This is a genomic window from Salegentibacter sp. Hel_I_6, from assembly GCF_000745315.1.
GTDB lineage: Bacteria > Bacteroidota > Bacteroidia > Flavobacteriales > Flavobacteriaceae > Salegentibacter.
In genome coordinates this window covers 4,066,765-4,089,657 of record NZ_JQNQ01000001.1, presented here as the reverse complement: position 1 = coordinate 4,089,657, position 22,893 = coordinate 4,066,765, and the positions used below count along the sequence as shown (strand labels likewise).

The following is a 22,893-nucleotide window of genomic DNA, read 5'->3' as shown; positions in this document are numbered from 1 at the left end:
AACTAATTTAAAACGATTTTGATTATGAAGACTGTTGATAAGATGGAAGTGCTACACAGCCAAAGTGCCGAATTTGTTCAAAAAGGAGAAAGCGGTAAATTTTTAAAATTAATTCCTGATACCTTTATTATTAAAGGTGAGGAAAAAGATGGTGCTTTTAACCAGGGATATGCCATAAGACATATAAATAGACAGGATATTTTACTTATTGATGTGGTAGAAGAATCTACCAAAGCTGCGATAAAGAAACTACTAACCGATGGTTACAAGATAAAAGGAATTTTAATTACCTGCGATGCTATATTAAAAGATGCCTACGCCGATCTTAAAACGATTTCTGAAGATGCCGGGGGAGCACCAATTTTCGCACATCCTCGCAACAATTTTAAAGACAGTTTTAAAACAAAGGATATACTTGAAAGAAAAGGGGTTTTAAAAGATTTTGGTTTAAAAGTATTTGATCTTCCAGGGAATGGGGGAGCTTCGGTAATTATTTACTCTGAAGTAAATGACGGAATGTTATTTCCTGGGGAAGATGCAGAAGGCTCACCATACGATTCAGATTTAAATACTTTTAAAAGACCAAAAATGGACAAATCTAATGATGATTTTGGCCTGGCAGGAAGCTGGAGTGCTTTTAATGAAGACTTTGCTTACTTATTTCCAAGAAAGGGTAAACCAGGTTTCAATATTGAAGAAGGTCAACAAACCGACATTTTATCTGCACTTAGTAAAAGCTAAAAATTATAATTAAGCCGTTTCGAAAGTGGCTCAAGGAATATTTACAATTTAGGTTCTGAATATTCCAAAGGTTATTTTTCAAACGGTTTCTTTAATTAGGCCATAAATAGAAGATAAAACTTTATTTATGGCTTTTTTATTCTTAATACCTTTACGTTAAAGCGTTTAGGTGTTTTCATTTATTGTACTAAGATATAAGATATTGTTAAACCCAAAGCTTATTCTTATAAAATGTAATATTTTAAAGATTAAAATAACCAACTATGTCTAAATTGAATGTAACCCAGAAATTAATTAAAGAACATTTGCTAAAGGGAGAAATGACTCCCGGTAAGGAAATAGGAATAAAAATAGACCAGGCATTGCTCCAGGATGCTACCGGAACTCTGGTACAGCTTGAGCTGGAAGCTATGGGATTGAAAAAAGCACAGACGGAAGTTGCCGTGCAATATGTAGATCATAACCTACTACAAACCGATTTTAAAAATGCCGATGACCATTTGTTTTTACTTTCGGCAGCGCAAAAGTTTGGTCTTTGGTATAGTAGACCAGGAAACGGTGTTAGTCACCCCGTGCATATGGAACGTTTTGGAAAACCAGGAAAAACTATGGTAGGATCTGATAGCCATACTCCGGCTGCAGGATCTTTGGGAATGCTGGCCATTGGAACCGGTGGACTTGATGTAGCTGCAGCTATTGCAGGACAGCCCTATTTTGTTAAAATGCCACAGGTTTGGGGTGTAAAACTTACTGGAAACTTACCAGATTGGGTAAGTGCTAAAGATGTAATTCTGGAAATGCTACGCCGCCACGATGTTAAGGGCGGAGTAGGTAAAGTAATAGAATATTATGGTGAAGGGCTTAAGAATTTAAGCGCTATGGATCGTCACGTGATCGCCAATATGGGAGCTGAACTTGGTGCTACCACTACAGTTTTTCCTAGTGATCAGGAAACAAAGAGATTCTTAAAATCGCAACAGAGAGAAGATGACTGGAGAGAATTATTAGCTGATGAAGGTTGTGAATATGATCTTCATGAAGAAATTATTTTAGATGATCTTGTACCATTAATCGCGTTGCCAACCAGTCCTGGTAATGTGGTACCGGTAAGTGAAGTTGCTGGAAAATCTATTAGCCAGGTAGTTATAGGATCTTCAGCAAATCCTGGATTAAGAGATTTCTGGGTGGCAGGCGCAATTGTTGAAGATAAATCGGTTAGTAGTGATGTTTCTTTTGATATCAACCCAACTTCAAGACAAATTATTCAGAATATGATTGAGAATAGAGCTTTTGCTAATTTAATTAAATCAGGAGCGCGTTTTCACCAATCAGGTTGTATGGGTTGTATAGGTATGGGACAGGCTCCTGCATCTGGTACAATTAGTTTACGTACCATGCCAAGAAATTTCCCTGATAGATCAGGGACTAAAGATGACCAGGTACATTTATGTAGCCCAGAAACCGCTGCGGCTTCCGCCTTAACAGGCAAAATTACCGATCCAAGAGATTTGGAGAAATTATATGATATGAAGTATCCAAAATTTGAATATCCAGAATTTCAGATCATTAAAGAAGATATGCTGGTGGCTCCGCCAGAAGATGGCTCTAAAGTAGAACTTCAAAAAGGACCAAATATTAAGTCATTACCATATATTGAACCTATGCAGGATCATTATAGTGTTCCGGTGATGTTGAAAATGGGGGATAATGTTTCTACTGATGAAATTCTAAAAGCGGGAGCAGAGGTTTTACCATTTAGAAGTAACCTACCCGAAATAAGTAAGTATTCCTTTACGGTTATCGATGAAACATTTTATGATCGTGCAATGAAAGCCAAAGGAGAGCACGGTGGTCATATTGTAGTAGCCAAAGATAATTATGCTCAGGGATCGAGTAGGGAACATGCTGCTATTGCACCCAAATACTTAGGCCAGGTAGCAGTGATTGCTAATAGTTATGCTAGAATAGCCTGGCAAAATCTGGTAAATTTTGGTATTCTTCCGTTGGAATTTGTTGATATTAAGGATTATGAAAAGATAGATCAGGATGATCAGATAATTTTCAAGAATCTTCGGGAAGACATTAAAAATAGAAATAATATTAAAGTGATTGTCAAAAAAGCTAATGGTGATAAAGTTACTTTTGAAACCAAACATAGTATGAGTGATCGTCAAATAAATATTCTATTGAAAGGTGGAATTATCAATGAGTTTAAAGAACGTATTGAAAATAATGAATTAGGTGAAGATCAGGCTAAAGATGCCGAAGAAGCAAATAAATAAATTCTTTATCCATTAATTTAAATTAAAAAACCCTGATGTTAGTAACATCAGGGTTTTTTATGAATTAAGCTGAAAAACTATCTTAATTCGAGTGTGTCTTCATCTGGCTTTTCTTCTTGGACAATTGTCTATCAAGATCTTTTACACTCTCTGCCACCGCAGCTTCAAAAGAATCTTTATTAGATTCAGCGAATAATTGAGGGCCAGGTACACTTAGCTTGATATTACAGATATAACCGGCTGGGTCCTGAGCTTCTTCCTTTTTAAAATAAACCTCGGCTCTAACGATAAAATCGTATTTCACTTCCAGCTTATCTAATTTTTTTTGTGCGAAATCCTGTAGACTTTCACTTTTATCGAGTTTTACGAACTGATATATTGCTTCCATAAATAATTTATTTTTGTACCAACAAGAAACTTATAATTCCAATAGTACCCAAATGAATTAAGTGATTCTTAGCAAAGGTTTAAGATTATATTTAAAGACTAACTTAATTCTTAGTTGAATAGCTGGTTTAAGATGGAAGCTGATTGTTTCTTAAAAACAAATCTTATTAACTATATAAATTCTGTTTTTATTTAAAAAATGTCATTAATTTAGAATTAAATCCAGGTCAAGATGAAACTTCAACATATTTATTCCATATTAATTACTTTATCTGTAAGTTTTTTTATAGGCTGCGGAAGTGCACCAAACTCTGATGCAAAAATTGCGAGAACAAGTTCCCTAATAGAAAGTGGAAAATTTGAAATACAACACGATTGGCTTACAAGTCAGGGTGGCGGCAGAGTAAATATACTTGATAATCCTAATTTTATTCGGTTTAAAAATGATTCTGTCAATTTGTTTTTACCATTTTTTGGTGAAAGATTTTCAGGAGGTGGTTATAATCTTGAGGGAGGATTTATTTATGAGGGGCCTTTAAATAATTATGAGATTGAAGAAGATAAAAATAGAAGAATTATAAAATTTAGAACTAAACAGAATTCAGAAATTATAGATTTCACCGTCAATATTTTTCCTGAAGGAAATGTAACCACCAGAGTTAATAGTTCAGAAAGATCATTTATTTCATACCAGGGGGATATAAGAAAATTAAGGGTACAGGATTAGTCTATAAATAGAATTCCAAATTTCCTTTAGATTCCTATTTTTTCTATTTTACATAATATAAATTATAGTGCAATTAAATTAGGTGTTCTTTTTATTTAACAACAAATTAAAATCATACAATATATAAATTCATAATTTAGATGAACAAACTAAAAAACTAAGAATATGAGAATTTATGTAATGATTTTAGCCCTGGTAGCTATAGGTTTCACAAGTTGTAACGACGGAGCTAATCAGGATCTTGCAAAGCAACAAGAAGAGCTTACTAAGGAAAATGACAGTATTATAAGTATGCACGAACAATTAGCTTCGCGCCAACAAACATTAAAGACAGCGCACAACCAGGTTTCTCAGGAATTAAGAGGAATGGAAAAATTGGAAGATTCTACACAACTTGAAAAATTAACTGAAGTTGAAGGTCTTTTAAGAGATCAGGATGCTAAGCTTGCATCTCACGAAGAAATGATTAAATCTCATAATGAGCTTGGTCAAAACTTCGGTGAACTATCTACTGATGAGAAGAAAACACAAATTTCAGATATGCAGGAAACTCATGATCGTATAATGAGTGAGCAGAAAGAAATTGATTCTGAACAGGATAATATAGAGGAGCAACATAAATCTATAAAAGATAAAGCTATGAAAACTTCTGAAGAAGATTCAGAAGCTGAAATGTAATCAATCTTAATATTTTAATGAATGGCCGTCTGATTCAGTTTAGTCGGCCATTTTTTTATGGTATAAATGAAAAATTGAACTTATGTTTGTGTTATGATTCCAGGCTTTGAATTAAACCCAAAGCTGCTCGCTCTCCTGAAAGTATCGCTGCATTTTGAGATGCATTTAAAAGTTGATCTCCCGCCAAAAATATAGATTCGTTCAGCTGTGTTTCGGTGGGATCCAATTCATATTCCAACGGGCTTATTTTAGGCAAAGCTTTTTTAATAAAATAATGTTTTAAAAATTTAGCATCCCCTACTCCACAATATTTCTTTAAATCTTCCTGTACTTTTTTTAATAAATCGGCTTGAGATAGATTGGTTTTTTTGACTACGGTAACCGACAGTAATTCCTTTCCGCCATTTTCAGTAGTTGCCACGCTGGTATGGTAAAAAATATTATTTATTATAGCCTCTGCATCGGCAATCAATCCAATAATTGGTTTTTTAATAGTTCTCTTTTCAGTCTCAAAATAAAAGTTATGACAGGATTTCCATTCGGTTTCCTGGTTTTTCAGATTACTCACCAGCGGACTGGCTTCAGTAGCAATTATTGTAAAATTAGCTTTTATAATTTCTCCATTTTCTAAGATAACTTCTCCTTCCTTTACCTGCTTAACCGGAGTATTAAAATGAATTTTTGTTATTTTTAATTGTTTAAATAACTGGTTTGAAATTTCTCCCATTCCTCTCTTTGGGATTACTGCCTGGCCTTCTCCAAACATTTTGAATACAAATTCAAACATTCTGCTGGAAGTTTCCAGGTTTGGTTCCAGGAATATTCCACTAAAAAAAGGTTTAAAGAACTTCCTGATCATTTCTTCTGAAAAACTTATCTCTTGGAGGTTTGATAAGCTGGTAGTTTCTTTTGTTTTAAAAATATCCTGTACCGATTTCTTTTTCAAATCGCCATACAGTTTTAAAATTTTAATTTTATCTGAAAATGTACCAATTCCGGAGAAGATTGTAGGCATTAATAAGGATGAATCTCTTAAAGGGTCTCCAATGGTTTTTGAATTTCCATTTTCATAAATTACAGCGCCAGGCAATAATTCCTGTAATTCCAGCGCTTTATAATCTAGATATTGATTAGCCTTTGGATAATTACTGAGTAAAACCTGGAAACCGTGGTCAAGCTGATAACCTTTTACAAGCTCGGTTTTGATACGGCCTCCCACACTATCTGAAGCTTCATAAATTTCGGGGGCATAACCGTGATCTTCTAATACCTTTGCAGCGATGAGTCCGCTGAGACCGGCCCCAATAATTTTTATTTTATGTTCAGATTTTTCCATAGTTAATATCTTGGTTATTCCCAAAAATACAGCTTTAAGAAAAGATTTATGCGTTTACAAATGTTAATGGAATTATAAGGATTTTAAGGGTGAATTCCTTTGTACACTATGCATTAAAAAACCCATAGCATTTTTGCTATGGGTTTAAAATATACCGTAAAATTTGATAGACCTAAGCAGTTTCCAGCTCCAGATCTTTCTTCGATTTTCTATATAAAAATGAATTATAGATATTTCTTTTTGCAAACCTCACCTGCTTATCTGAACTGATAAATTTGATAAATAGCTTTTTATTTACTCCAAAATACTCATAAGTAGTACCGTTGGTAAAAGAGATTTCCAATAAATTCCCTTTATGCTGGTAGTCGGCAATTCCTGCTTCGTTAATGGTACGATTATATTCCTCAAGATTTGCATTTATAGTTTGAGGTGCGATACTAACCAAAAAGTGGTACCCGTCAATAATCTCTTTGCTTTTTATTTCAGCTTCGGCGTGCTTTTCATCGGTTTCCCTAAATTTATCGGGATGCCATTCTTTAACAAGGTTTCGGTAAGCGGTTTTAAGTTGTTTAAGATCTATCTCTTTTTCAACATTAAAGAGTTTTTTATATTGATTTACACGCTTCATTACTTTTAATTTTAAATAAGCGGCAAAATTACTCCTTTTTATTGGATTGTTAACTGGTTATTTTAATGCTATTGATATTTATTTAAATTAAAATTCCTGGAGATAGATCCAATCTAAAAGCTCGTAGGTAATAATGCCTGCTAGAACCGCGACCAGTAGCTTTAGTCAGTTAGATTTTAACCATTTTAAGGAGCTTTTCATATTTTGTTTTTATTAAATCTTTATTTCATAATAGCGCTGCACAAAACGTCCAAAAGTATTCTGAATTTCTGAAAAAGTTTTACGGTAACCCACATTTGACTTGTTAAAAGTTTAATTTTAAATAATTAATAGCAAAATTTCAGGCTCAACTAATGTCAAATAAATAATAAAACTTTCATCAGGTCTCCTCTTATGGCTAAATTGATTTTTTTTAATTTCTGAAATTTAAATTCCATTGAAAAATATAGTAATTATTGGGGGCGGTGCCTGTGGATCTGCAGCGCTTATAGAAATAGTATTGCAAGTTATCGTGCAAAAACTACAGGAGAAAGTTAGCATTCATCTTATTGAACGCAGACCTAAAGTTGGGTATGGACTCGCATTTGGAACCCGGCAAAAATCTCATCTACTAAATACTCAGGCAGATCTCATGGGAATCTATGCAAACGAGCCGGGGCATTTTACAAAATGGTTGGAGAAAAATGGTGGTAAAAAGCGTAAAGACGTTAAAGGCGAAAGTGACACTTCATCTGCTTATACCAGTAGGATTTTATATGGTAATTATGTTTCTGAAGAAGTAAAGAAAACCTTGAAGAAAGCCAAGGATTCGGGGGTTAAAGTAAAACTAATTAATGATGAAGCCATAGATTTGGAACGAGGGAAAAATGAAGAAATTAAAGTTCATTTAAAATCTTCAGAACCAATTATTGCAAATTATATTTTGTTGGCTCCGGGGACCCCTAAACCTAACATCTTCAAGGAATTCAGAAAACACGATAGTTATTTTGATTTTCCATGGCCTTCTTCCAGGTTGAAAGAGGGTATCTCAAAAAATGACCATGTGGGTATTTTAGGGACCAGTTTGAGCGCCATAGATACCGTAATGACCTTAGTTGATAACGAGCACAATGGAAAGGTTACTTTATTTTCACCAGATGGAATGTTACCACGGGTTCAGCCAGATGAAAATAAGGAAATTGAACGGGAATTTTTAACGCTGGAAAATATACATAGAATAAAAAGAAAAGACTTGCATTCGCCAAAGGTGAAAGAATTATTCAGGTTTTTTATCAAGGATGCTGAAAATGCCGAAAGAGATAAAATAGACTGGAAGGCTTTAAATAGGGATGGTCAACACGCTGAAAAATTTCTAAGATATGATATTAACACTGCTGAGAAAGGTGGAGATACACTCCTAAATTTAGCTTATTCTTTACGCTACGATAGTTCCACAATCTGGAATTGGATGGATAGGGAGCAAAAAGAAATTTTTGGAAAATGGTTAGGCCGGCATTGGGCGGTAAATCGTCACGCCATGCCTTTATATAATGCAAAAAAAATCCTTGAACTTATAGACAAGGGTAGTTTACAAATTATTCCTAAGAACCAAAAAGTAATATTTAATGAAGCAGAAAAGATCTTTGAAATAAAAACTAATGAAGAGAAAACTTACAAAGTAGATAAATTAATAAACGCTACGGGAAGCGCCACGGCGCTAGAAGCGATGGATAGCAAATTAATTTCAAACTTGATTAAAAGAGAATATCTTTCTGCTTATCCCCTGGGTGGTGCAGTAATTAATGCGAGAACTTTACAGGCTATTTCACCAAAAGGAGGTGAAAATATTTATGCAGTTGGTCACCTGGCAAACGGGATGCTAATGGATGTAAATGCCGTATGGTATAATGTGAAAACAATTGCCAAGGTAGCACAGGAATTAATATTTAAAGTAAGGGAACATGGAAATATTTACTAAGTTATACTCCAGTTTGCTACCTTATTTACTGTGTATTCCTATAGGGTATTTTTTAAAGGAAAAGAAACTAATTCCAAAATGGATCATACATAAACCATTATTGTTTGTTTTTATGCCAATTTTGGTGGTGGATCATGTATTAGAAGCTTCGGTAGCAAAACTTACTATTTTACCAATAATTTCATTTGGATTGGCTTTTTTAATGGTTTTTCCCGCCACCTGGATCTACAAACATTTCCACGAACTGGAGAATAAAAACCTGTTGAGAAGCAGTTTTTCATTTTTTAATGTTGCTTTCTTCGGAATTCCAACAGTACAGGCATTATTTGGTAAAGAGGCGGTAACCACGCTAATTTGTATTTATATCGGTACCGCACTATACGGAAATATCATAGGATACATACAGGTTGCAAAATCAAAATTTGGAACTAAAAAATCTATAATTGAAGTTTTTAAAGTTCCATTTATCTACGTGTTTATTCTTGCTGTTATATTAAAAATTATGCAGTACGAACCACCGGAATTTGTATCTCCGGTTGTAGATACTCTGGGAATAATTGTTTCGGTAGCAGGAATGTTAATTATTGGAATGAATATCACCAATATCAATTTTAAGAAACTTAACTGGAATTATTATTCAAAAGTACTGGGAATTCGCGCTATTAGTGCAGTGGTAATTACCGCGGCTTTAATGGCAGCGGAATATTTTTTGGTAGATGGATTAAGCGCTGAAGAAAGACAGGTAATGGCTTTAATTCCGCTTTTTCCCATCGCAGCAAATCTTACGGTGTTCGCTTCATTTTTAGAATCTAAAGAAAAAGAATCAGCCCTACTGGTATTACTCTCTATGGCACTTTCTTTAGTCTTAGTTCCATTATTAGCAATGTTTTTTAACTAGATTGAAGCAAGGTATAAACTCTCTACTTTGGTTCGGGCCCAGGGAGTTTTTCGTAAAAATTTAAGGCTGGATTTTATAGAAGGATCCTGGGTGAAGCATTTAATGTTAATGCGTTTTCCCATTTCTTCCCAGCCGAAACGGCTTACTAAAAAGGCTAAGATTTCGGCAAGTTTTACTCCGTGAAGTGGATTGTTAGGTTGACTGTTTTCCATACTAAATATAACGAACTCTTACCTTTTTCTTTTTCAACCTGGAATTGTTAAGCAAGCTAATAAGTTCGTCGGCTTTTTGCTCTGGCACCGCAACAAAGGCACAATCTTGTTTAAGTTCTATAAGGCCCAATTCTTCTTTCTTCAGGTTTCCCTGTTTTAAGAAAAGTCCGGCAATATCTCCTTTTGAAATTTTATCTTTTCTTCCTCCGGAAATAAACAAAGTTGTTTTTTCAACTAAATTATTATCTCCCTTTGGATCCTGGATTTTATAATCATTAGATTTAATAAAATCGGGTAGTGTTTTTCTATCAGAAAGAACATAAGCGGTTCCCTCCTGGTGCATTCTGGCCGTACGTCCGTTTCTATGTGTAAATTCTGAAGCTTTAAAAGGTAATTGATAATGAATTATAAAATCAATTTCCGGCACATCTATTCCACGGGCAGCAAGATCTGTAGCCACAAGTATTCTATGCGTTCCATTCCTGAATTTTATAAGCGATCTTTCCCTATCTTTCTGTTCCATTCCTCCAGAAAAAATACCGTGTTCAATGCGGTTTCTATTTAAAAAATCACTCACTTCAGCAATACTATCTTTTAAATTACAAAAGATAATTCCTGAGCCTTTTGCGTTTTCTGAAAGTAAGTTAACCAGGCTTTGAAGTTTTGTTTTAGGATTTACCTGAATGGTTTTAATTTCTAAAGAAGGCTGTTCTCCTTTTAAATAATCTATTCGTTGAGGGCTTTCCAAACCTACAAACCCAGGGATATCAATATTTTGCGTTGCTGAAGTAAGAATTCTCTTTTTTAAGCTCGTAAGTTCTCCTATAATCTCCTTCATCTCATTTTCAAACCCAACCTCTAAAGATTTGTCAAATTCATCTAAAACAAGCGCTTTGATCTCTTTTTTGGAGAAAGTATTCCTTCTAAAATGATCGGCAATTCGCCCCGGAGTACCAATAAGGATTGCGGGTGGATGTTGCAGTTCTATTTTATCTTTGGAAAAAGCCCTGCCGCCATAAACAGCGTTTGCTTTAAAACCAGCTCCCATCTCGCGTGTCACCTGTTCAATTTGAATCGCCAATTCTCTAGAGGGAACCAAAATTACAGCTTGTACTTCAGCTAATTCCGGATCTAATTCTTCTAAAAGCGGAAGTATAAATGCCAGTGTTTTTCCCGATCCTGTTGGAGATAACAAAACAGTATTAGGATTTTCACTAATAGTTTTAAAAGCTTCCTGCTGCATAGCATTAAGCTGGGAAATCTCCAGTTTATTTAGGATTTCCTGTAAATTCTTGATTTGCATGTATTTTGAAATAATAAAGTCTTTAAATAAGACTTTTAAGGATATGCCTGTTTAGGCTATAGATTGGTAATAAAAAAGAAAGGTTCAGCAATCTTATATTACCGAACCTTTTATGAGAGTAGAGTATTATTGTTGTTTAACGCGAACGGCGTTCATTCCCTTCATTCCTCTTTCCAGTTCAAAAGTTACTTTGTCGTTTTCATCAATCTCATCGATTAATCCGGTAACGTGAACAAAATATTTTTCGTTGTTTTCTGAATCTATAATAAATCCAAAACCTTTAGAATGATCAAAGAAAGAAACCTTTCCGTTTCTTTGCGGATCTTCCTCTGGCATATCCTCTTTCTTAGGAACACCAATTTCTATACTTTCGGCTTCAACTTCAACTTTTTGAGAAGGATCTGGCGGAGTATCGGTTAGATTACCATCAGCATCAACATAAGCGATCATGTCTTCAAAATTACCGCCTTTGTTAGAGTTCTCTTTGCGCTCCTGCTTTTTAGCCTCTTTTTCTTTACGCTTTTTTATTTTCTTTTTTTCTTTTTCAGTTTTACTGAATGTCTGCTGCGATTTGCCCATTAATTAATTTTAATTAGTAATTGAGTGAGTAAGCTTGAATTTTTTCTGAAGATATTTGTGGTAGTTTACCGGCTTGTAATGCCATTAATCTTCAAGAAAGGTAAAGCATCCCGATAAGGATACTGCTTAAACTTCTACAAAGATAAGTTATAGAAATTAAATTACTTAATTTGAAGGGAATAAATAATTTATGAATTTTATAAAATAGACTTTGCCTTATTTTTTGCGCTTCTTTTTATCCCAAATAACGTATAGCACAAAAATGATTAAACTTACGATAGAACCCCATAGCAATCCTGTTTTTAGACCATCGGTACTGTCTCCAATAATTGCGATAAAAATTGTTAAAGGGGCAATACCCACAAGGGTTGCCCCAATAAAACGCCAATAACCCATTTTGAGAATTCCTCCTACAAAACTAATGGCATCGTTAGAAAGAAAGGGATTTATTCTTGTAACAATAATAGCCCAAAAACCATAATCATCAATAAAATCTTCTATTTTATTCGCATTTTTGGCACCTATTAGCTTTTGCACAATTACAGGCCCAAAATACCGACCTATAAAATATCCAACACTAGATGCTGAGAAAATGGCTGCAAAAATTATAAGACTCCCAAAAATAGGACCATAAGCCAATATAGAAACTACCATTAGCACTACCGAAGGGATTACGATAAGAAACATCTGCGCGATCATTGCCAGAATAAGAATTGTTGGACCCATCCATCCAAACTCTGATACCCAGTCAGATATTTTTTTTTCGTCATTGCTGGTTAGTACACTCCAGGCTTCCGAGAAGAATGATTGTACACCTGGAATAAAAAAATAGGCTGCAATAAGCGCAGCAACTATAATTCCTGAAATTACTAAAGGGGCTTTACTTTTTCTTACTGAAGTACTCTCTACAGGATCGGGCATAAATTCTAATTAATTATGTAATTTAACTCTTAATAGATTTGCTGGCTGTCTTCTGCTTTCATTAGAAATATAAAGACGATTTTCATCGTCGAAAGCAAGGCCTTCAGGTTGAGGAAAAGTTTCAGGATCTAAAAGATGAATTTTAGATACTTTTCCATTTTTATCGAGTATAATCAACTTCGGCTGGTTTCCCTCCAATACATACAATTCACCTGTGGTTGGGTGAAACCTTATGGAAGAAGGTCTAATAATTTGGGAAGATCTTCCACCTCTAAGATTTTTAAAGATTTCGTCTTCTCCATTTAAAGTGAAATATCTTTCTTTATTAACGGTTTCAGTAGTAAGATCAAAAGTATATATTCCTTTGGTTTCCTTTCTATTATTATATTCCTTCACCGAAAGAAGTAAGCGTTTGTTTTTAACATCTACTTCCAGACCTTCCATTTCATTAATATCCAGACCTGAAATTTGATAAGTATTTACAGTAGGAGAATCTTGTCTAAAATTCGAAACCTTAAATATCTTTCCATCACTTCTCGCGATGTATGCTGTTTCCTCAACTATTGTTAATGCTTCGTAATCTCCGGTCTCACCAAATGGTATTCGGGCAGTAATTTCAGAAGATTTTAAGTTGAATATAAATATTACGCCTTCTTCATCCTGAACGCAAGCCATCTCATTATTGCCTAAATAACTAATTCCTGAAACCTCTTCAAGGATTGTAGGTAAATTCCATTGCTCTTCTATAGTATAGGTCTTGTTTTCATCATCAAAAGATAAATAGCTATTATTTTTAAAAGCCCAGAAAATAATTCCGGCCAGGATAAATACAGCACCAACAATCCCTAAAACTATTTTATTCATTTTCATAGATATCTATAATTCCTGAAATTCTAAAGTAGCGCTATTATTAAAGTCTACCATCATAATTGATTATTATTAACAACGCAATTTTAAAATTAGCTAAATAAATTCTTTTCTGAAGCTAATAAATTCGGGGTAATTGTTAAAGGTAAGTTAATTTAGTACTATTTATTGCATAGTACTGTAACAAACAAGATTATCATCAGTCTATTAGATATAACCTTTAAAATTTACAATTATGAAAACCTTTGAAACTATTAACCGTCCCTTCTTCAACCAGGATAAGAAAAGCGCTAAAAATAGCTGGAACACCAAAAGACGCTATTTAAAATAATAACATCAAAAACTTAGAAATTATGAAAACTATTCAGAACAACCGTCCATTTTTAAATCAGATAAAAATCAGTAACCGCAGTAATTGGGATATTAAGCGTCGTTATTTTAAAACTTAAAATCATGAAAACACAGGAGTATATAAACCGATATTTTGGAAGCAATAGAGAGACCGCTGTTTATGGAAAAAAGCCCCGAGGTAAATTTCGGGAAAACTTTACCAGAAACAACTGGAATTTCAATCTTAGCCCAATAAGTTAACTTGATAATCAGGATTTAAAGTCTTCTCCCCTAAAGTGATGAGGGAAACTAAATTAAGATACTATTTTATAGGAGTACCATTTGATGTTTTAAATAGTAATCTTTAATTCCTTAAAATTATGAAACTTGATAAAATTTAGCCGGCACAGCCATAATCTGTAGCCGGTTTTTTATTATCTCTATTCTAGAGCTTTGTATTTTCCAGAATAGATTATACTCTCAACTAGTAGTCTGAAAGACTGTAATCTAAAAAAACTTAAATTATCATTAAAATTTAAATCTGGTTTGTATGGTATTTGTTTATTTGTAGCAATTAAATCTACTATGCTAAACAAAATTAAAAGAAATCCCAAATTAAAATGGGCTTTAATAATTCTCGCAGGCCTTTTCACGATCTTCGTATTGTTTATGGCCAGTATTTATTTTGGCGCCTGGGGCCAGCTCCCCTCCTCTACCGAGCTAAAAGAGCTTAAACAGAACAGGGCTACAGAGGTTTTGGCTAAAAACGGGGAACTTATTGGCAAATTCTATGTTTTTGATAGGCAACCTATCACTTATAAAGAACTACCAACTCATTTAATTAACGCGCTGGTAGCTACCGAAGACGCCCGCTTTTTTGAGCACGATGGCATAGATAATCGAAGTCTCTTAAGAGTGGTTTTTAAATCTATTCTACTTCAGGATGAGTCTGCCGGCGGGGGTAGTACTATAAGTCTTCAGTTAGCTAAAAATATTTATGGTAGAAAAGATTATGGCGCGCTTGGTATTGTAGTTAATAAATTTCAGGAGGCAATTATTGCCAAAAGACTGGAAGATATTTATTCAAAAGAAGATATTATCAGGTTATATTTTAATACTGTTCCTTTTAGCGATAATACTTTCGGAATTGAGAGTGCCGCAATGAAATTCTTCGGAAAACATACTTCTGAAATCAACCTGGAAGAAGCCGCAGTTCTAGTGGGTACCTTAAAAGCTTCTCATTCTTATAATCCCAGAATTTTCCCAGAAAGAAGTCGCTTACGTAGAGATGTTGTTCTTGAGCAAATGGGGAAATATGGTTATTTAACCGAAGAAGAAGTGCAGGAAGCCAAACTAAGAGAATTAGTACTCAATTATAAAAACTACAGTCACGATAAAGGCCTTGCTCCATATTTTAGAGAGCAGGTAAGAAAAGACGTGAGTAAGATCTTAGATACCCTTAAAAATAAAGATGGCAAAAAGTTTAATATCTATCGAGACGGATTAAGTGTTCATACTACCCTGGATTTTAAGATGCAAACTTTAGCCGAAGCGGCTTTAAAAGAACATCTACAAAATTTACAAAAACAGCACGAAGATGCCTGGGGAGCCGCGGCACCATGGTTAACTAATCAGCAAATTGTAAATGATGCTCTCAAAAATACTTCAGCCTGGAAAAACCTAGCTAAGGAAGGGCATAATGAAGCTGAAATCATGGAAATTCTAAACCAGAAACACCCTACCGAATTATTTAATTATGAAGGTACGGAAACCAGAAATGTGAGTACAAGAGATAGTGTTGCACATTATCTAAAGTTTCTTAATGCCGGGATGCTTGCGGTAACTCCGCAAACAGGTGCGGTGCAGGCTTGGGTTGGCGGAGTTAATTTTGAACATTTTCAGTATGACCACGTGTCGCAGAGCAAGAGACAGGTTGGCTCTACTTTTAAACCTTTTGTTTATACTGCGGCTTTAGAAAATGGTATTGAACCCTGTGATTATTTTTCATCAAGAGAGGTTACCTATGCCGAAGGCTGGACTCCTTCAAATTCGGGTGGTGATGAAGACGATCCTCATATGAATTACAATTTAAAGGAAGCCTTAAGCCAGTCTATGAATACTATTGCAGTAAAAGTTTTGATGGAAACCGGCATTGAAAAGGTAATTGAACAGGCACAACGAATGGGAATCACATCAGATTTACCTAAAGTACCTTCCATAGCTTTAGGCACTGCTTCTTTGAGTTTAACCGAGTTAACCGAAGCTTATACCCCTTTTGTAAATAATGGTAACACCAGCCAGGCTTTTTATATTTCTAAAATTGAAGATGGGGAAGGAAATGTTTTAGCCGAATTTAAACCTGAAATTTCAGTAAACCGCAGTATTTCTGAAACAAACCGGAAAATCATGATAGAAATGATGAAAGCCACGGTAAACGAAGGAACCGCTACCCGGTTAAGAACTACTTACGGATTGCGCAATGATATTGCCGGTAAAACCGGAACGACCCAAAATAATAAAGACGGTTGGTTTGTGGGAATTACCCCTAACCTACTGGCTGTGACATGGGTTGGATCTGACGATCACAGGATTGGATTTAGAAACACCGGGATTGGGCAGGGGGCGAATTCTGCCTTACCGGTTTTTGCAAAATTAATGCAAAAAATGAATAGCGATTCTGAATTTAATGAATTAACTCAAGCCAGGTTCAGCCCTGTGTCTTCTGAAATAAAAGAAATGATGGATTGCGATCCCGAAAAACGAGACGGTTTCTTTAAACGACTATTTGGAGGTAGTGATCAAGAGAAAGCTGAAGAACCGGAACAAGAAGATAAAAAGAAGAAAAAAGGTTTCTTTAAACGCCTTTTTGGCGGGAAAGATAAAAATTAAAAAAGAGACTGTTTGAAAAGTCTAATTCCGTCAAGCTGAGCTTGTTTCAGCTTATAACTTGTTTAGATTATAAAATCTTAGATTCTGAAATAAATTCAGAATAACGACTTATAAAACTTTTCAAACAGTCTCAATATTTATAAAAGCTGTGACTTTATAAATATTTTAAGCAGGAATACTATCCTTTTCTTCCCTTTTCCAGAAACGGTGTTTTCCTATGGCTTCAATAAATTTGGAAGATTTACCTTTCCCCACAATTACTCCATCTTCTTCAAGATTTTTCATATCCAGGTTTTTCCAGAAATAAGTTTCCTCCAGTAATCCCTTTTCCTGCCCTGCTGCAATTGGTTTGCAATGTTTATAAGCTTCATTTAAAAAGTGAATTGCCTTTGGAATCTCTTTTAGCGCTTTATGCGCTTTATCTCCAGAAGGAACATAAAAGGCATCAAAAACCACAGAAGCTGTTGTTCTAAAAGCTTCATCTACTTTTAAAGATTTCCCATCAGCAGTTTTCACTTCTGTTGAATTTGGCCCAAGGATCTTAACCATAGCCCCTTCTTTATCTAAAGCTTTCTTCATCTCGGCAACCGATTTATCATCTACCCCATCAGCACATAAAAATGCTACCTGGCGGGTTGCGATATTTCCGAAGCCTTTATGCATCATGCTCAAAGCGGGATCTTTTTCTAATGAAGGATTGCTTTTAGTAGGTTCGTAGCGTTTAGGATCGAAATCTGCGGGAACTCCGTGATTTAATTGTTTGTTCTTTTTAGGAACTTTCATCCCTAAATTAGAAGCAACTTCTTTAGTCAGTTCTTTACTAACTTCGTTTAGTAGGCCGAGTACTCTCTCCTGAACTTCTGAAACACCAACTTTGCCAAGTTCAAAACTAAGGGCGTCAATAATATGTTGCTGCTCCACCTTAGTTTGACTGTTAAAAAATAAAGTAGCCTGACTAAAATGATCTTTGAAACTTGCACTGCGTTCACGTACTTTTTTAGCATCTACTTTTTCAGGATAACTATCAAAACCACCTTCTGCTATTTTAGCCTGAAAAGGACAACCGCCCCTTAAAGAATTAGGCTGATAACTTGTTTGTCCTTTATTAATTTCCTGGCGCATATGCCCATCACGCTGATTATTATGCATTGGCGCTATAGGACGATTAATAGGGATCTCGTGAAAGTTTGGTCCTCCGAGACGTTTCAATTGAGTATCGGTATAAGAGAACAATCTTCCCTGCAATAAAGGATCGTTGGTAAAATCAATTCCGGGTACAATATGGCCGGGATGAAAAGCTACCTGTTCGGTTTCTGCAAAGAAGTTATCGGGATTTCGGTTTAAAACCATTTTACCAATTTTCTTAACCGGCACCAGTTCTTCAGGAACTAATTTTGTAGCATCTAGAAGATCAAAATCAAATTTATGCTCATCCTCTTCAGGAATTAACTGTACGCCCAACTCCCACTCTGGAAATTGGCCATTTTCAATAGCATCCCATAAATCTCTTCTATGGAAATCTGGATCGTTTCCTGAAATTTTTTGCGCTTCATCCCAGGCTACGCCGTGAGTTCCTAAAAGTGGTTTCCAGTGAAACTTTACAAAAGTTCCTTTTCTTTCCTTATTTACAAACCGAAAAGTATGAATTCCAAAACCTTCCATCATTCTTAAGCTTCTTGGGATTGCTCGATCTGACATTGCCCACATAATCATATGCATGGACTCGGGCATTAGCGATACAAAATCCCAAAACGTATCGTGGGCTGAAGCAGCTTGCGGAATTTCATTATGAGGCTCTGGTTTTACTGCGTGTATAAGATCTGGAAATTTAATTGCATCCTGGATAAAAAATACCGGAATATTGTTTCCTACGAGATCATAATTGCCTTCATCTGTATAAAATTTAACCGCAAATCCTCGAACATCGCGGGCTAAATCTGTAGAACCTCTAAAGCCTGCAACAGTAGAAAATCTTGTAAATACCGGAGTTTTCTTAGAAGGATCCTGTAAAAATGCAGCTTTGGTATATTTCGCCATAGATTCATAAACCTGGAAATAACCATGTGCTGCAGAGCCTCTGGCGTGTACAATTCTTTCTGGAATTCTTTCGTGATCAAAATGAGTTATTTTCTCACGAAGAATAAAATCTTCTAATAAAGATGCCCCGCGGTCTCCTGCTTTTAAAGAATTTTGATTATCATTAATTTTCACCCCCTGATTGGTGGTTAAGAACTGGTCTTTACCGTCTTCACGGTTTCTTTCCAAATCCTGAAGCTTCTTGTTTTCTGAAGCTTTTTTCTTGCCTTCATTTTTCATAATTCTGATTTTATTATAATGGTTATTTTAAAATTCTAAAATAAATGTGATTTCCGAAATTTAGGCGTGTTAAATAAATCCTATAATTAATAATCTGTTTTTATAGAATAGCATAAATTCTGAATTTTGAAATTCAACCAGAAAATAATGAAGGATAATAAAGCCAATTTTAATAAGCTAGATTACCAAATTAGTCATTGGATGTATAAATACGGGAAACCGATTTTAAGATTTGCCCTAGCTATAAATTTTATATGGTTTGGTGCTTTAAAAGTTGTTTGGGACAGTCCTGCTCAGGAACTAATTGCAGCAACAGTATTTTGGTTTGATCCTGAAATATTTATACCTGTTCTGGGAGTATGGGAAGTTTTAATTGGAATATTTATGCTTTCTAAAAAAACATTGAGACTGGCCGTATTATTGCTTATTTTTCAAATACCCGGTACCTTCTTACCACTAATAGTTTTGCCTGAAGCCTGTTTTGAAAACTTTCCGTTTGTACTTACCACCGAAGGGCAGTATATTATTAAAAACCTGGTAATTATAGGTGCTGCAATTGTCGCTGGAGGATCTGTAAGAGAAAGGGAATTTATTAAGCGGGATATACAATCGGCAGATTTAGATTAAACCGGTTTACGGGAAACAAAATACCTAAGATTTTTTAAATCTGATAGGTTAAGTAAATCTGAACCTACCAAAATTAAGGGTAGGTTCAGGTTTAAATTATAATTTAAAATTCTTTATTTATAGCCATTCGCAGTTTTCTGGAGTAATCTTCCTCCAGCCAATCGCGATAGTTTTTTGTGCTTTTGCTAATACAATAAGAATATTGTTTTATCCTGGAAGCTATATCATCTTTAAGTTCCTTTGCAAGAATTCGAGCATCAAAAACATCTTCAGAATTTTCTACGCACATTTGTACGTGTTGTTCCATAGACCATTCTAACACCGCCTTAGATTTTAACCCAGTTTTTATTACTTTATCGTAGGCTTCTTCTACGTCAAAATCAACATTATCGGTATTAGAAAATTGTTCCCTAATTTCGGGGGGCATTACATATTTAAACTCGCGCTCAATATCTTCATCACTTAAAAGATTTTCAAAATAGAAATCTGGAGCTCTAAAGATCTGTTTCCAATCTACGGGAGCACTCCACTCCCCAAAACGAGCCAGGTTATTACCTAAATCTATCACATTGAACTCTGATTTTCCGGGAAGTACGCGGGAACCACGGCCAATCATTTGAAAGTATAAAGTAAGTGATTTTGTAGCCCTGTTCAATACAATCGTTTCTACGGTTGGTTCATCAAAGCCGGTGGTAAGAATACTTACTGAAGTTACAATGGCATCTGGCGTATGCTTAAACCATTTTAAGATATCCTTTCTATCCTGTTTACTGGTAGTATTATCAAGGTGACGAATGGGTAAACCAGCATTTCTAAAGGTTTCATAAACTTCTATAGAAGTATTAATACCATTGTTAAAAATTAAAGTTTTCTTTCCGCGAGAGCGCTCATAATAAGCGGTAAGCAGCTTTTCCTGCATGGAAATGTTGGAATACAGTTCTTCCGAAGATTTTACCGTATAATCCCCGTTCATCCCTACCTTTAAACTGGTAAGTCCCACGTTGTAACTAAAAGTATTAGCCCGAGCCAAAAAACCTTTTTCAATAAGGGAGTCTATAGAATCACCAACGATAAGCTCGCGGTAATTATCCTTCATTGGTAATTTGATATTTGAACTAAGCGGTGTGGCGGTTACTCCCAGGATAAAACACTTTTCAAAGAATTTGAATAATTTTCTGAATGAATTATAGTGCGCCTCATCAATAATTACAAGCCCAATATCTTTAATTTCCAGTTTCTCGTCGTGCAAACGATTATTAAGCGTTTCTACCATAGCAACGAAACACATATAGTCTTCCTGATCTGGTAATTCTTTTACTTTAGAATTGATGATCTTATTGCGCACACCAAACCCATCTAACATATTCGAGGTTTGCTTACACAACTCTATCCTGTGAGTAAGAATAAGAACTTTCTTTTGAGTACGCTGTATATATTCACGTACCATTTGCGAAAATATAACCGTTTTACCACCACCAGTAGGGAGCTGATAAAGCAGGTTATAATGTTCAGGATGTTCTTCTATCACATTAAAGATCTTGTCTATATCTTTCTGCTGATAGTCGTAAAGCTCTTTATCAACTTTTTTATCTTCTATTCCAAAGGTTTCCACCGCCATAATTTTTTTTCAGATCTGCAAGTTTGCAAAAATAGCTGATTTCTTAGGTTTAAAGAAATTTTTAAGATACAAATGCAAATTTTTAAATCGTAAATACCTAAATTTAGGTTGCAATTTTACTCCCTCCGTTAGGCGCTTTTTTTATAGAACTTGATGATTATGAAGCGAGAAGGAGCAAGCAATCCCAGTAAATTTAACACCATAAGCAACAATATTCTTTTTAAGGATTTTGAAAAAGAAATACTTTTGGAAATTGCTTCAAACTTCTTGGAGGAAAAATGGCCGGCATACACCTGCAGCAGTTGTCATCAACACCGGCATAAATTTCATATCATAATTTCAGGAAGGGTGAAAATTTTTCAAACCGATATAGATACAGGACGGGAATTTACCTTGTTTTTACTTCGGAAAAATGACTTTTTTGATGTGATCTCTTTAATCGAGGAATGTTCTCATAAATTATATTATGAATCTCTGGAAGAAGTAAAAATGTTGACAACACCTACGCTTAAAATGCGGCAATGGCTGCAAGATTATCCTTTACTCAATCAAAGATTACTACCTTATCTGGGAAAACAACTTTTAACCCTGGAAGAATATGCAATTAATCATACCCTTCTTGAAATTCCCGCCCGGTTGGCCAGGTTAATATTAAAAAATCTTAATCAGGAATCTAAGAAACTGGAGTTTATCAATGATCTTTCTAATGAAGAAATTGCAAATCTAATAGGCACTACTCGTGCCGTTGTAAATCGGCATTTTCAGGATTTCAAGAATGAAGGAATTCTACAAATAGGAAGAAAAGAAATGGAAGTTATTAATCTTACCCTTTTGCTAGAAAAAGCAACAAACAACCAAAAGGGTGTTTAAGCTAAATATTATTAAATATTGATTTAGTGCTACTTAAGTAGTTCTATCTAAAGTTATACTAAGGTATCTTTAGAGTGGAATTATTTATTAATCTCTAAATCAATTATTATGAAAAACTTAATTTTAACCTTGATGTGCCTTGCATTTGTAGCGATGGCTTATTCCCAACGAGTAATTAAGTTGGAGGAACTTAACCTGGATTATAATCCAAAATCCCTGGAAATAGATGGATCCTCAAACTCTTTAAGCTTTAATGTGAGCGAAGATTATATAGGGCAGTTTCACTCTAATCCTTTGAGATTTGCGAAAGAAAATTTCAATATAATGGATTTCATTGAAGCCAACCAGGATAAAGATTATGATACTTACACCGTTACTTTTATCACTAATAAAGGTAATTTAAAGGTTAATTACAATGCAGCTGGAAAAATACAATCCAGCAGTCAAAGATTTAAAGATATTAATCTACCTTATTATTCTTTAATAAGTGTTTTAAGAGCTAATGAAGGATATTCTTTGGTTGGAACCAAACACCTGGCATATTCAAAAGATGGCTGGGCGCTTGATGAAGAATTTTATAAAGTAAAACTTCAAAATGGTAATAAAAGTAAAACTGTAAAATTAAATGTTGATCGAGACGCTCGTGGCGTAGCAGTTGCAACTATAGAATAAAATATATTATTTTCAATGCATACTACTGAGCTTGCTCCGAGATAGGTTACTCCGG

The 22,893-nt window shown here is 34.8% G+C and carries 20 protein-coding genes; 10 read left to right on the top strand and 10 right to left on the bottom strand.

Annotated features, from left to right (window positions below; translation table 11 throughout):
• Positions 1–24: 24 nt before the first annotated feature.
• Together FG27_RS18000 and FG27_RS17995 are read left to right on the top strand one after the other, a co-directional pair.
• Positions 25–741 (top strand): hypothetical protein, encoded by a 717-nt coding sequence (locus FG27_RS18000; protein WP_037321608.1) that lies wholly within the window; start codon positions 25–27, stop codon positions 739–741.
• A 263-nt stretch (positions 742–1,004) separates the two neighbouring features.
• Positions 1,005–3,023, top strand: a complete 2,019-nt coding sequence (locus FG27_RS17995) for an aconitate hydratase (protein WP_037321606.1) — start codon at positions 1,005–1,007, stop codon at positions 3,021–3,023.
• Positions 3,024–3,105: 82 nt separating this feature from the next.
• Here FG27_RS17995 and hpf read toward each other — a convergent pair whose 3' ends face one another.
• Positions 3,106–3,411, bottom strand: coding sequence for a ribosome hibernation-promoting factor, HPF/YfiA family (hpf, locus tag FG27_RS17990; RefSeq protein WP_037321604.1), 306 nt, complete (start codon positions 3,409–3,411; stop codon positions 3,106–3,108).
• 231 nt (positions 3,412–3,642) lie between these two features.
• Here hpf and FG27_RS17985 point away from each other — a divergent pair, with 231 nt between their 5' ends.
• Together FG27_RS17985 and FG27_RS17980 are read left to right on the top strand one after the other, a co-directional pair.
• Positions 3,643–4,137 (top strand): DUF4251 domain-containing protein, encoded by a 495-nt coding sequence (locus FG27_RS17985; RefSeq protein ID WP_051935927.1) that lies wholly within the window; start codon positions 3,643–3,645, stop codon positions 4,135–4,137.
• Positions 4,138–4,302: 165 nt separating this feature from the next.
• Positions 4,303–4,815, top strand: coding sequence for a hypothetical protein (locus FG27_RS17980; RefSeq protein WP_037321602.1), 513 nt, complete (start codon positions 4,303–4,305; stop codon positions 4,813–4,815).
• Between the two features lie 91 nt (positions 4,816–4,906).
• Here the strand turns inward: FG27_RS17980 and FG27_RS17975 are convergent, their stop codons facing one another.
• Both FG27_RS17975 and FG27_RS17970 read right to left on the bottom strand, forming a co-directional pair.
• Entirely contained in the window at positions 4,907–6,151 is a 1,245-nt protein-coding gene (locus tag FG27_RS17975; RefSeq protein ID WP_037321601.1) for an NAD(P)/FAD-dependent oxidoreductase, read from the bottom strand.
• A 172-nt stretch (positions 6,152–6,323) separates the two neighbouring features.
• A complete protein-coding gene (locus FG27_RS17970) occupies positions 6,324–6,779 on the bottom strand; it encodes a KTSC domain-containing protein (RefSeq protein WP_037321599.1) in 456 nt (151 codons plus the stop codon).
• Between the two features lie 436 nt (positions 6,780–7,215).
• Between FG27_RS17970 and FG27_RS17965 the strand changes: the two genes are divergently transcribed.
• Together FG27_RS17965 and FG27_RS17960 are read left to right on the top strand one after the other, a co-directional pair.
• A complete protein-coding gene (locus FG27_RS17965) occupies positions 7,216–8,736 on the top strand; it encodes an FAD/NAD(P)-binding protein (protein ID WP_037321597.1) in 1,521 nt (506 codons plus the stop codon).
• Positions 8,720–9,634 carry an AEC family transporter gene (locus FG27_RS17960; protein ID WP_037321595.1) on the top strand — a complete coding sequence of 305 codons (915 nt, stop codon included), beginning with the start codon at positions 8,720–8,722 and terminating at the stop codon, positions 9,632–9,634. The genes FG27_RS17965 and FG27_RS17960 overlap by 17 nt, the downstream gene beginning before the upstream one ends.
• Here the strand turns inward: FG27_RS17960 and FG27_RS17955 are convergent.
• From FG27_RS17955 to FG27_RS17935, 5 genes are all read right to left on the bottom strand, one after another.
• Complete coding sequence (locus tag FG27_RS17955; protein ID WP_037321594.1) at positions 9,631–9,846, bottom strand: VF530 family DNA-binding protein; 216 nt, start codon at positions 9,844–9,846, stop codon at positions 9,631–9,633. The two genes, FG27_RS17960 and FG27_RS17955, sit on opposite strands and share 4 nt — an antisense overlap.
• A gap of 1 nt (position 9,847) precedes the next feature.
• On the bottom strand, positions 9,848–11,149 hold the full coding sequence (locus tag FG27_RS17950; RefSeq protein ID WP_037321593.1) for a DEAD/DEAH box helicase: 1,302 nt from the start codon (positions 11,147–11,149) through the stop codon (positions 9,848–9,850).
• A 126-nt stretch (positions 11,150–11,275) separates the two neighbouring features.
• Complete coding sequence (locus FG27_RS17945) at positions 11,276–11,728, bottom strand: cold-shock protein (RefSeq protein WP_037321592.1); 453 nt, start codon at positions 11,726–11,728, stop codon at positions 11,276–11,278.
• 216 nt (positions 11,729–11,944) lie between these two features.
• Positions 11,945–12,649 carry a TVP38/TMEM64 family protein gene (locus FG27_RS17940; RefSeq protein WP_037321590.1) on the bottom strand — a complete coding sequence of 235 codons (705 nt, stop codon included), beginning with the start codon at positions 12,647–12,649 and terminating at the stop codon, positions 11,945–11,947.
• Positions 12,650–12,658: 9 nt separating this feature from the next.
• On the bottom strand, positions 12,659–13,519 hold the full coding sequence (locus FG27_RS17935; protein WP_051935926.1) for an SdiA-regulated domain-containing protein: 861 nt from the start codon (positions 13,517–13,519) through the stop codon (positions 12,659–12,661).
• Between the two features lie 912 nt (positions 13,520–14,431).
• Between FG27_RS17935 and FG27_RS17930 the strand changes: the two genes are divergently transcribed.
• Complete coding sequence (locus tag FG27_RS17930; protein ID WP_037321589.1) at positions 14,432–16,735, top strand: penicillin-binding protein 1A; 2,304 nt, start codon at positions 14,432–14,434, stop codon at positions 16,733–16,735.
• 165 nt (positions 16,736–16,900) lie between these two features.
• Here FG27_RS17930 and katE read toward each other — a convergent pair whose 3' ends face one another.
• Positions 16,901–19,051: a catalase HPII gene (gene katE / locus FG27_RS17925; protein ID WP_037321587.1), complete on the bottom strand. Its 2,151-nt coding sequence runs from the start codon at positions 19,049–19,051 to the stop codon at positions 16,901–16,903.
• 147 nt (positions 19,052–19,198) lie between these two features.
• Here katE and FG27_RS17920 point away from each other — a divergent pair, with 147 nt between their 5' ends.
• A complete protein-coding gene (locus FG27_RS17920) occupies positions 19,199–19,678 on the top strand; it encodes a hypothetical protein (protein WP_037321585.1) in 480 nt (159 codons plus the stop codon).
• A gap of 103 nt (positions 19,679–19,781) precedes the next feature.
• Here the strand turns inward: FG27_RS17920 and FG27_RS17915 are convergent, their stop codons facing one another.
• Positions 19,782–21,296, bottom strand: a complete 1,515-nt coding sequence (locus tag FG27_RS17915) for a DEAD/DEAH box helicase (RefSeq protein ID WP_037321583.1) — start codon at positions 21,294–21,296, stop codon at positions 19,782–19,784.
• A gap of 159 nt (positions 21,297–21,455) precedes the next feature.
• Between FG27_RS17915 and FG27_RS17910 the strand changes: the two genes are divergently transcribed.
• Together FG27_RS17910 and FG27_RS17905 are read left to right on the top strand one after the other, a co-directional pair.
• On the top strand, positions 21,456–22,166 hold the full coding sequence (locus FG27_RS17910; RefSeq protein ID WP_197051698.1) for a Crp/Fnr family transcriptional regulator: 711 nt from the start codon (positions 21,456–21,458) through the stop codon (positions 22,164–22,166).
• A gap of 108 nt (positions 22,167–22,274) precedes the next feature.
• On the top strand, positions 22,275–22,838 hold the full coding sequence (locus FG27_RS17905) for a hypothetical protein (protein ID WP_037321582.1): 564 nt from the start codon (positions 22,275–22,277) through the stop codon (positions 22,836–22,838).
• The last annotated feature ends 55 nt before the right edge of the window (positions 22,839–22,893 follow it).

Coding starts and splice junctions, on each gene's coding strand:
- FG27_RS18000 (WP_037321608.1), top strand. CDS start 25: ATGAAGACTGTTGATAAGATGGAAGTGCTACACAGCCAAAGTGCCGAA.
- FG27_RS17995 (WP_037321606.1), top strand. CDS start 1,005: ATGTCTAAATTGAATGTAACCCAGAAATTAATTAAAGAACATTTGCTA.
- hpf (WP_037321604.1), bottom strand. CDS start 3,411: ATGGAAGCAATATATCAGTTCGTAAAACTCGATAAAAGTGAAAGTCTA.
- FG27_RS17985 (WP_051935927.1), top strand. CDS start 3,643: ATGAAACTTCAACATATTTATTCCATATTAATTACTTTATCTGTAAGT.
- FG27_RS17980 (WP_037321602.1), top strand. CDS start 4,303: ATGAGAATTTATGTAATGATTTTAGCCCTGGTAGCTATAGGTTTCACA.
- FG27_RS17975 (WP_037321601.1), bottom strand. CDS start 6,151: ATGGAAAAATCTGAACATAAAATAAAAATTATTGGGGCCGGTCTCAGC.
- FG27_RS17970 (WP_037321599.1), bottom strand. CDS start 6,779: ATGAAGCGTGTAAATCAATATAAAAAACTCTTTAATGTTGAAAAAGAG.
- FG27_RS17960 (WP_037321595.1), top strand. CDS start 8,720: ATGGAAATATTTACTAAGTTATACTCCAGTTTGCTACCTTATTTACTG.
- FG27_RS17955 (WP_037321594.1), bottom strand. CDS start 9,846: ATGGAAAACAGTCAACCTAACAATCCACTTCACGGAGTAAAACTTGCC.
- FG27_RS17950 (WP_037321593.1), bottom strand. CDS start 11,149: ATGCAAATCAAGAATTTACAGGAAATCCTAAATAAACTGGAGATTTCC.
- FG27_RS17945 (WP_037321592.1), bottom strand. CDS start 11,728: ATGGGCAAATCGCAGCAGACATTCAGTAAAACTGAAAAAGAAAAAAAG.
- FG27_RS17940 (WP_037321590.1), bottom strand. CDS start 12,649: ATGCCCGATCCTGTAGAGAGTACTTCAGTAAGAAAAAGTAAAGCCCCT.
- FG27_RS17935 (WP_051935926.1), bottom strand. CDS start 13,519: ATGAAAATGAATAAAATAGTTTTAGGGATTGTTGGTGCTGTATTTATC.
- FG27_RS17930 (WP_037321589.1), top strand. CDS start 14,432: ATGCTAAACAAAATTAAAAGAAATCCCAAATTAAAATGGGCTTTAATA.
- katE (WP_037321587.1), bottom strand. CDS start 19,051: ATGAAAAATGAAGGCAAGAAAAAAGCTTCAGAAAACAAGAAGCTTCAG.
- FG27_RS17920 (WP_037321585.1), top strand. CDS start 19,199: ATGAAGGATAATAAAGCCAATTTTAATAAGCTAGATTACCAAATTAGT.
- FG27_RS17915 (WP_037321583.1), bottom strand. CDS start 21,296: ATGGCGGTGGAAACCTTTGGAATAGAAGATAAAAAAGTTGATAAAGAG.
- FG27_RS17910 (WP_197051698.1), top strand. CDS start 21,456: ATGAAGCGAGAAGGAGCAAGCAATCCCAGTAAATTTAACACCATAAGC.
- FG27_RS17905 (WP_037321582.1), top strand. CDS start 22,275: ATGAAAAACTTAATTTTAACCTTGATGTGCCTTGCATTTGTAGCGATG.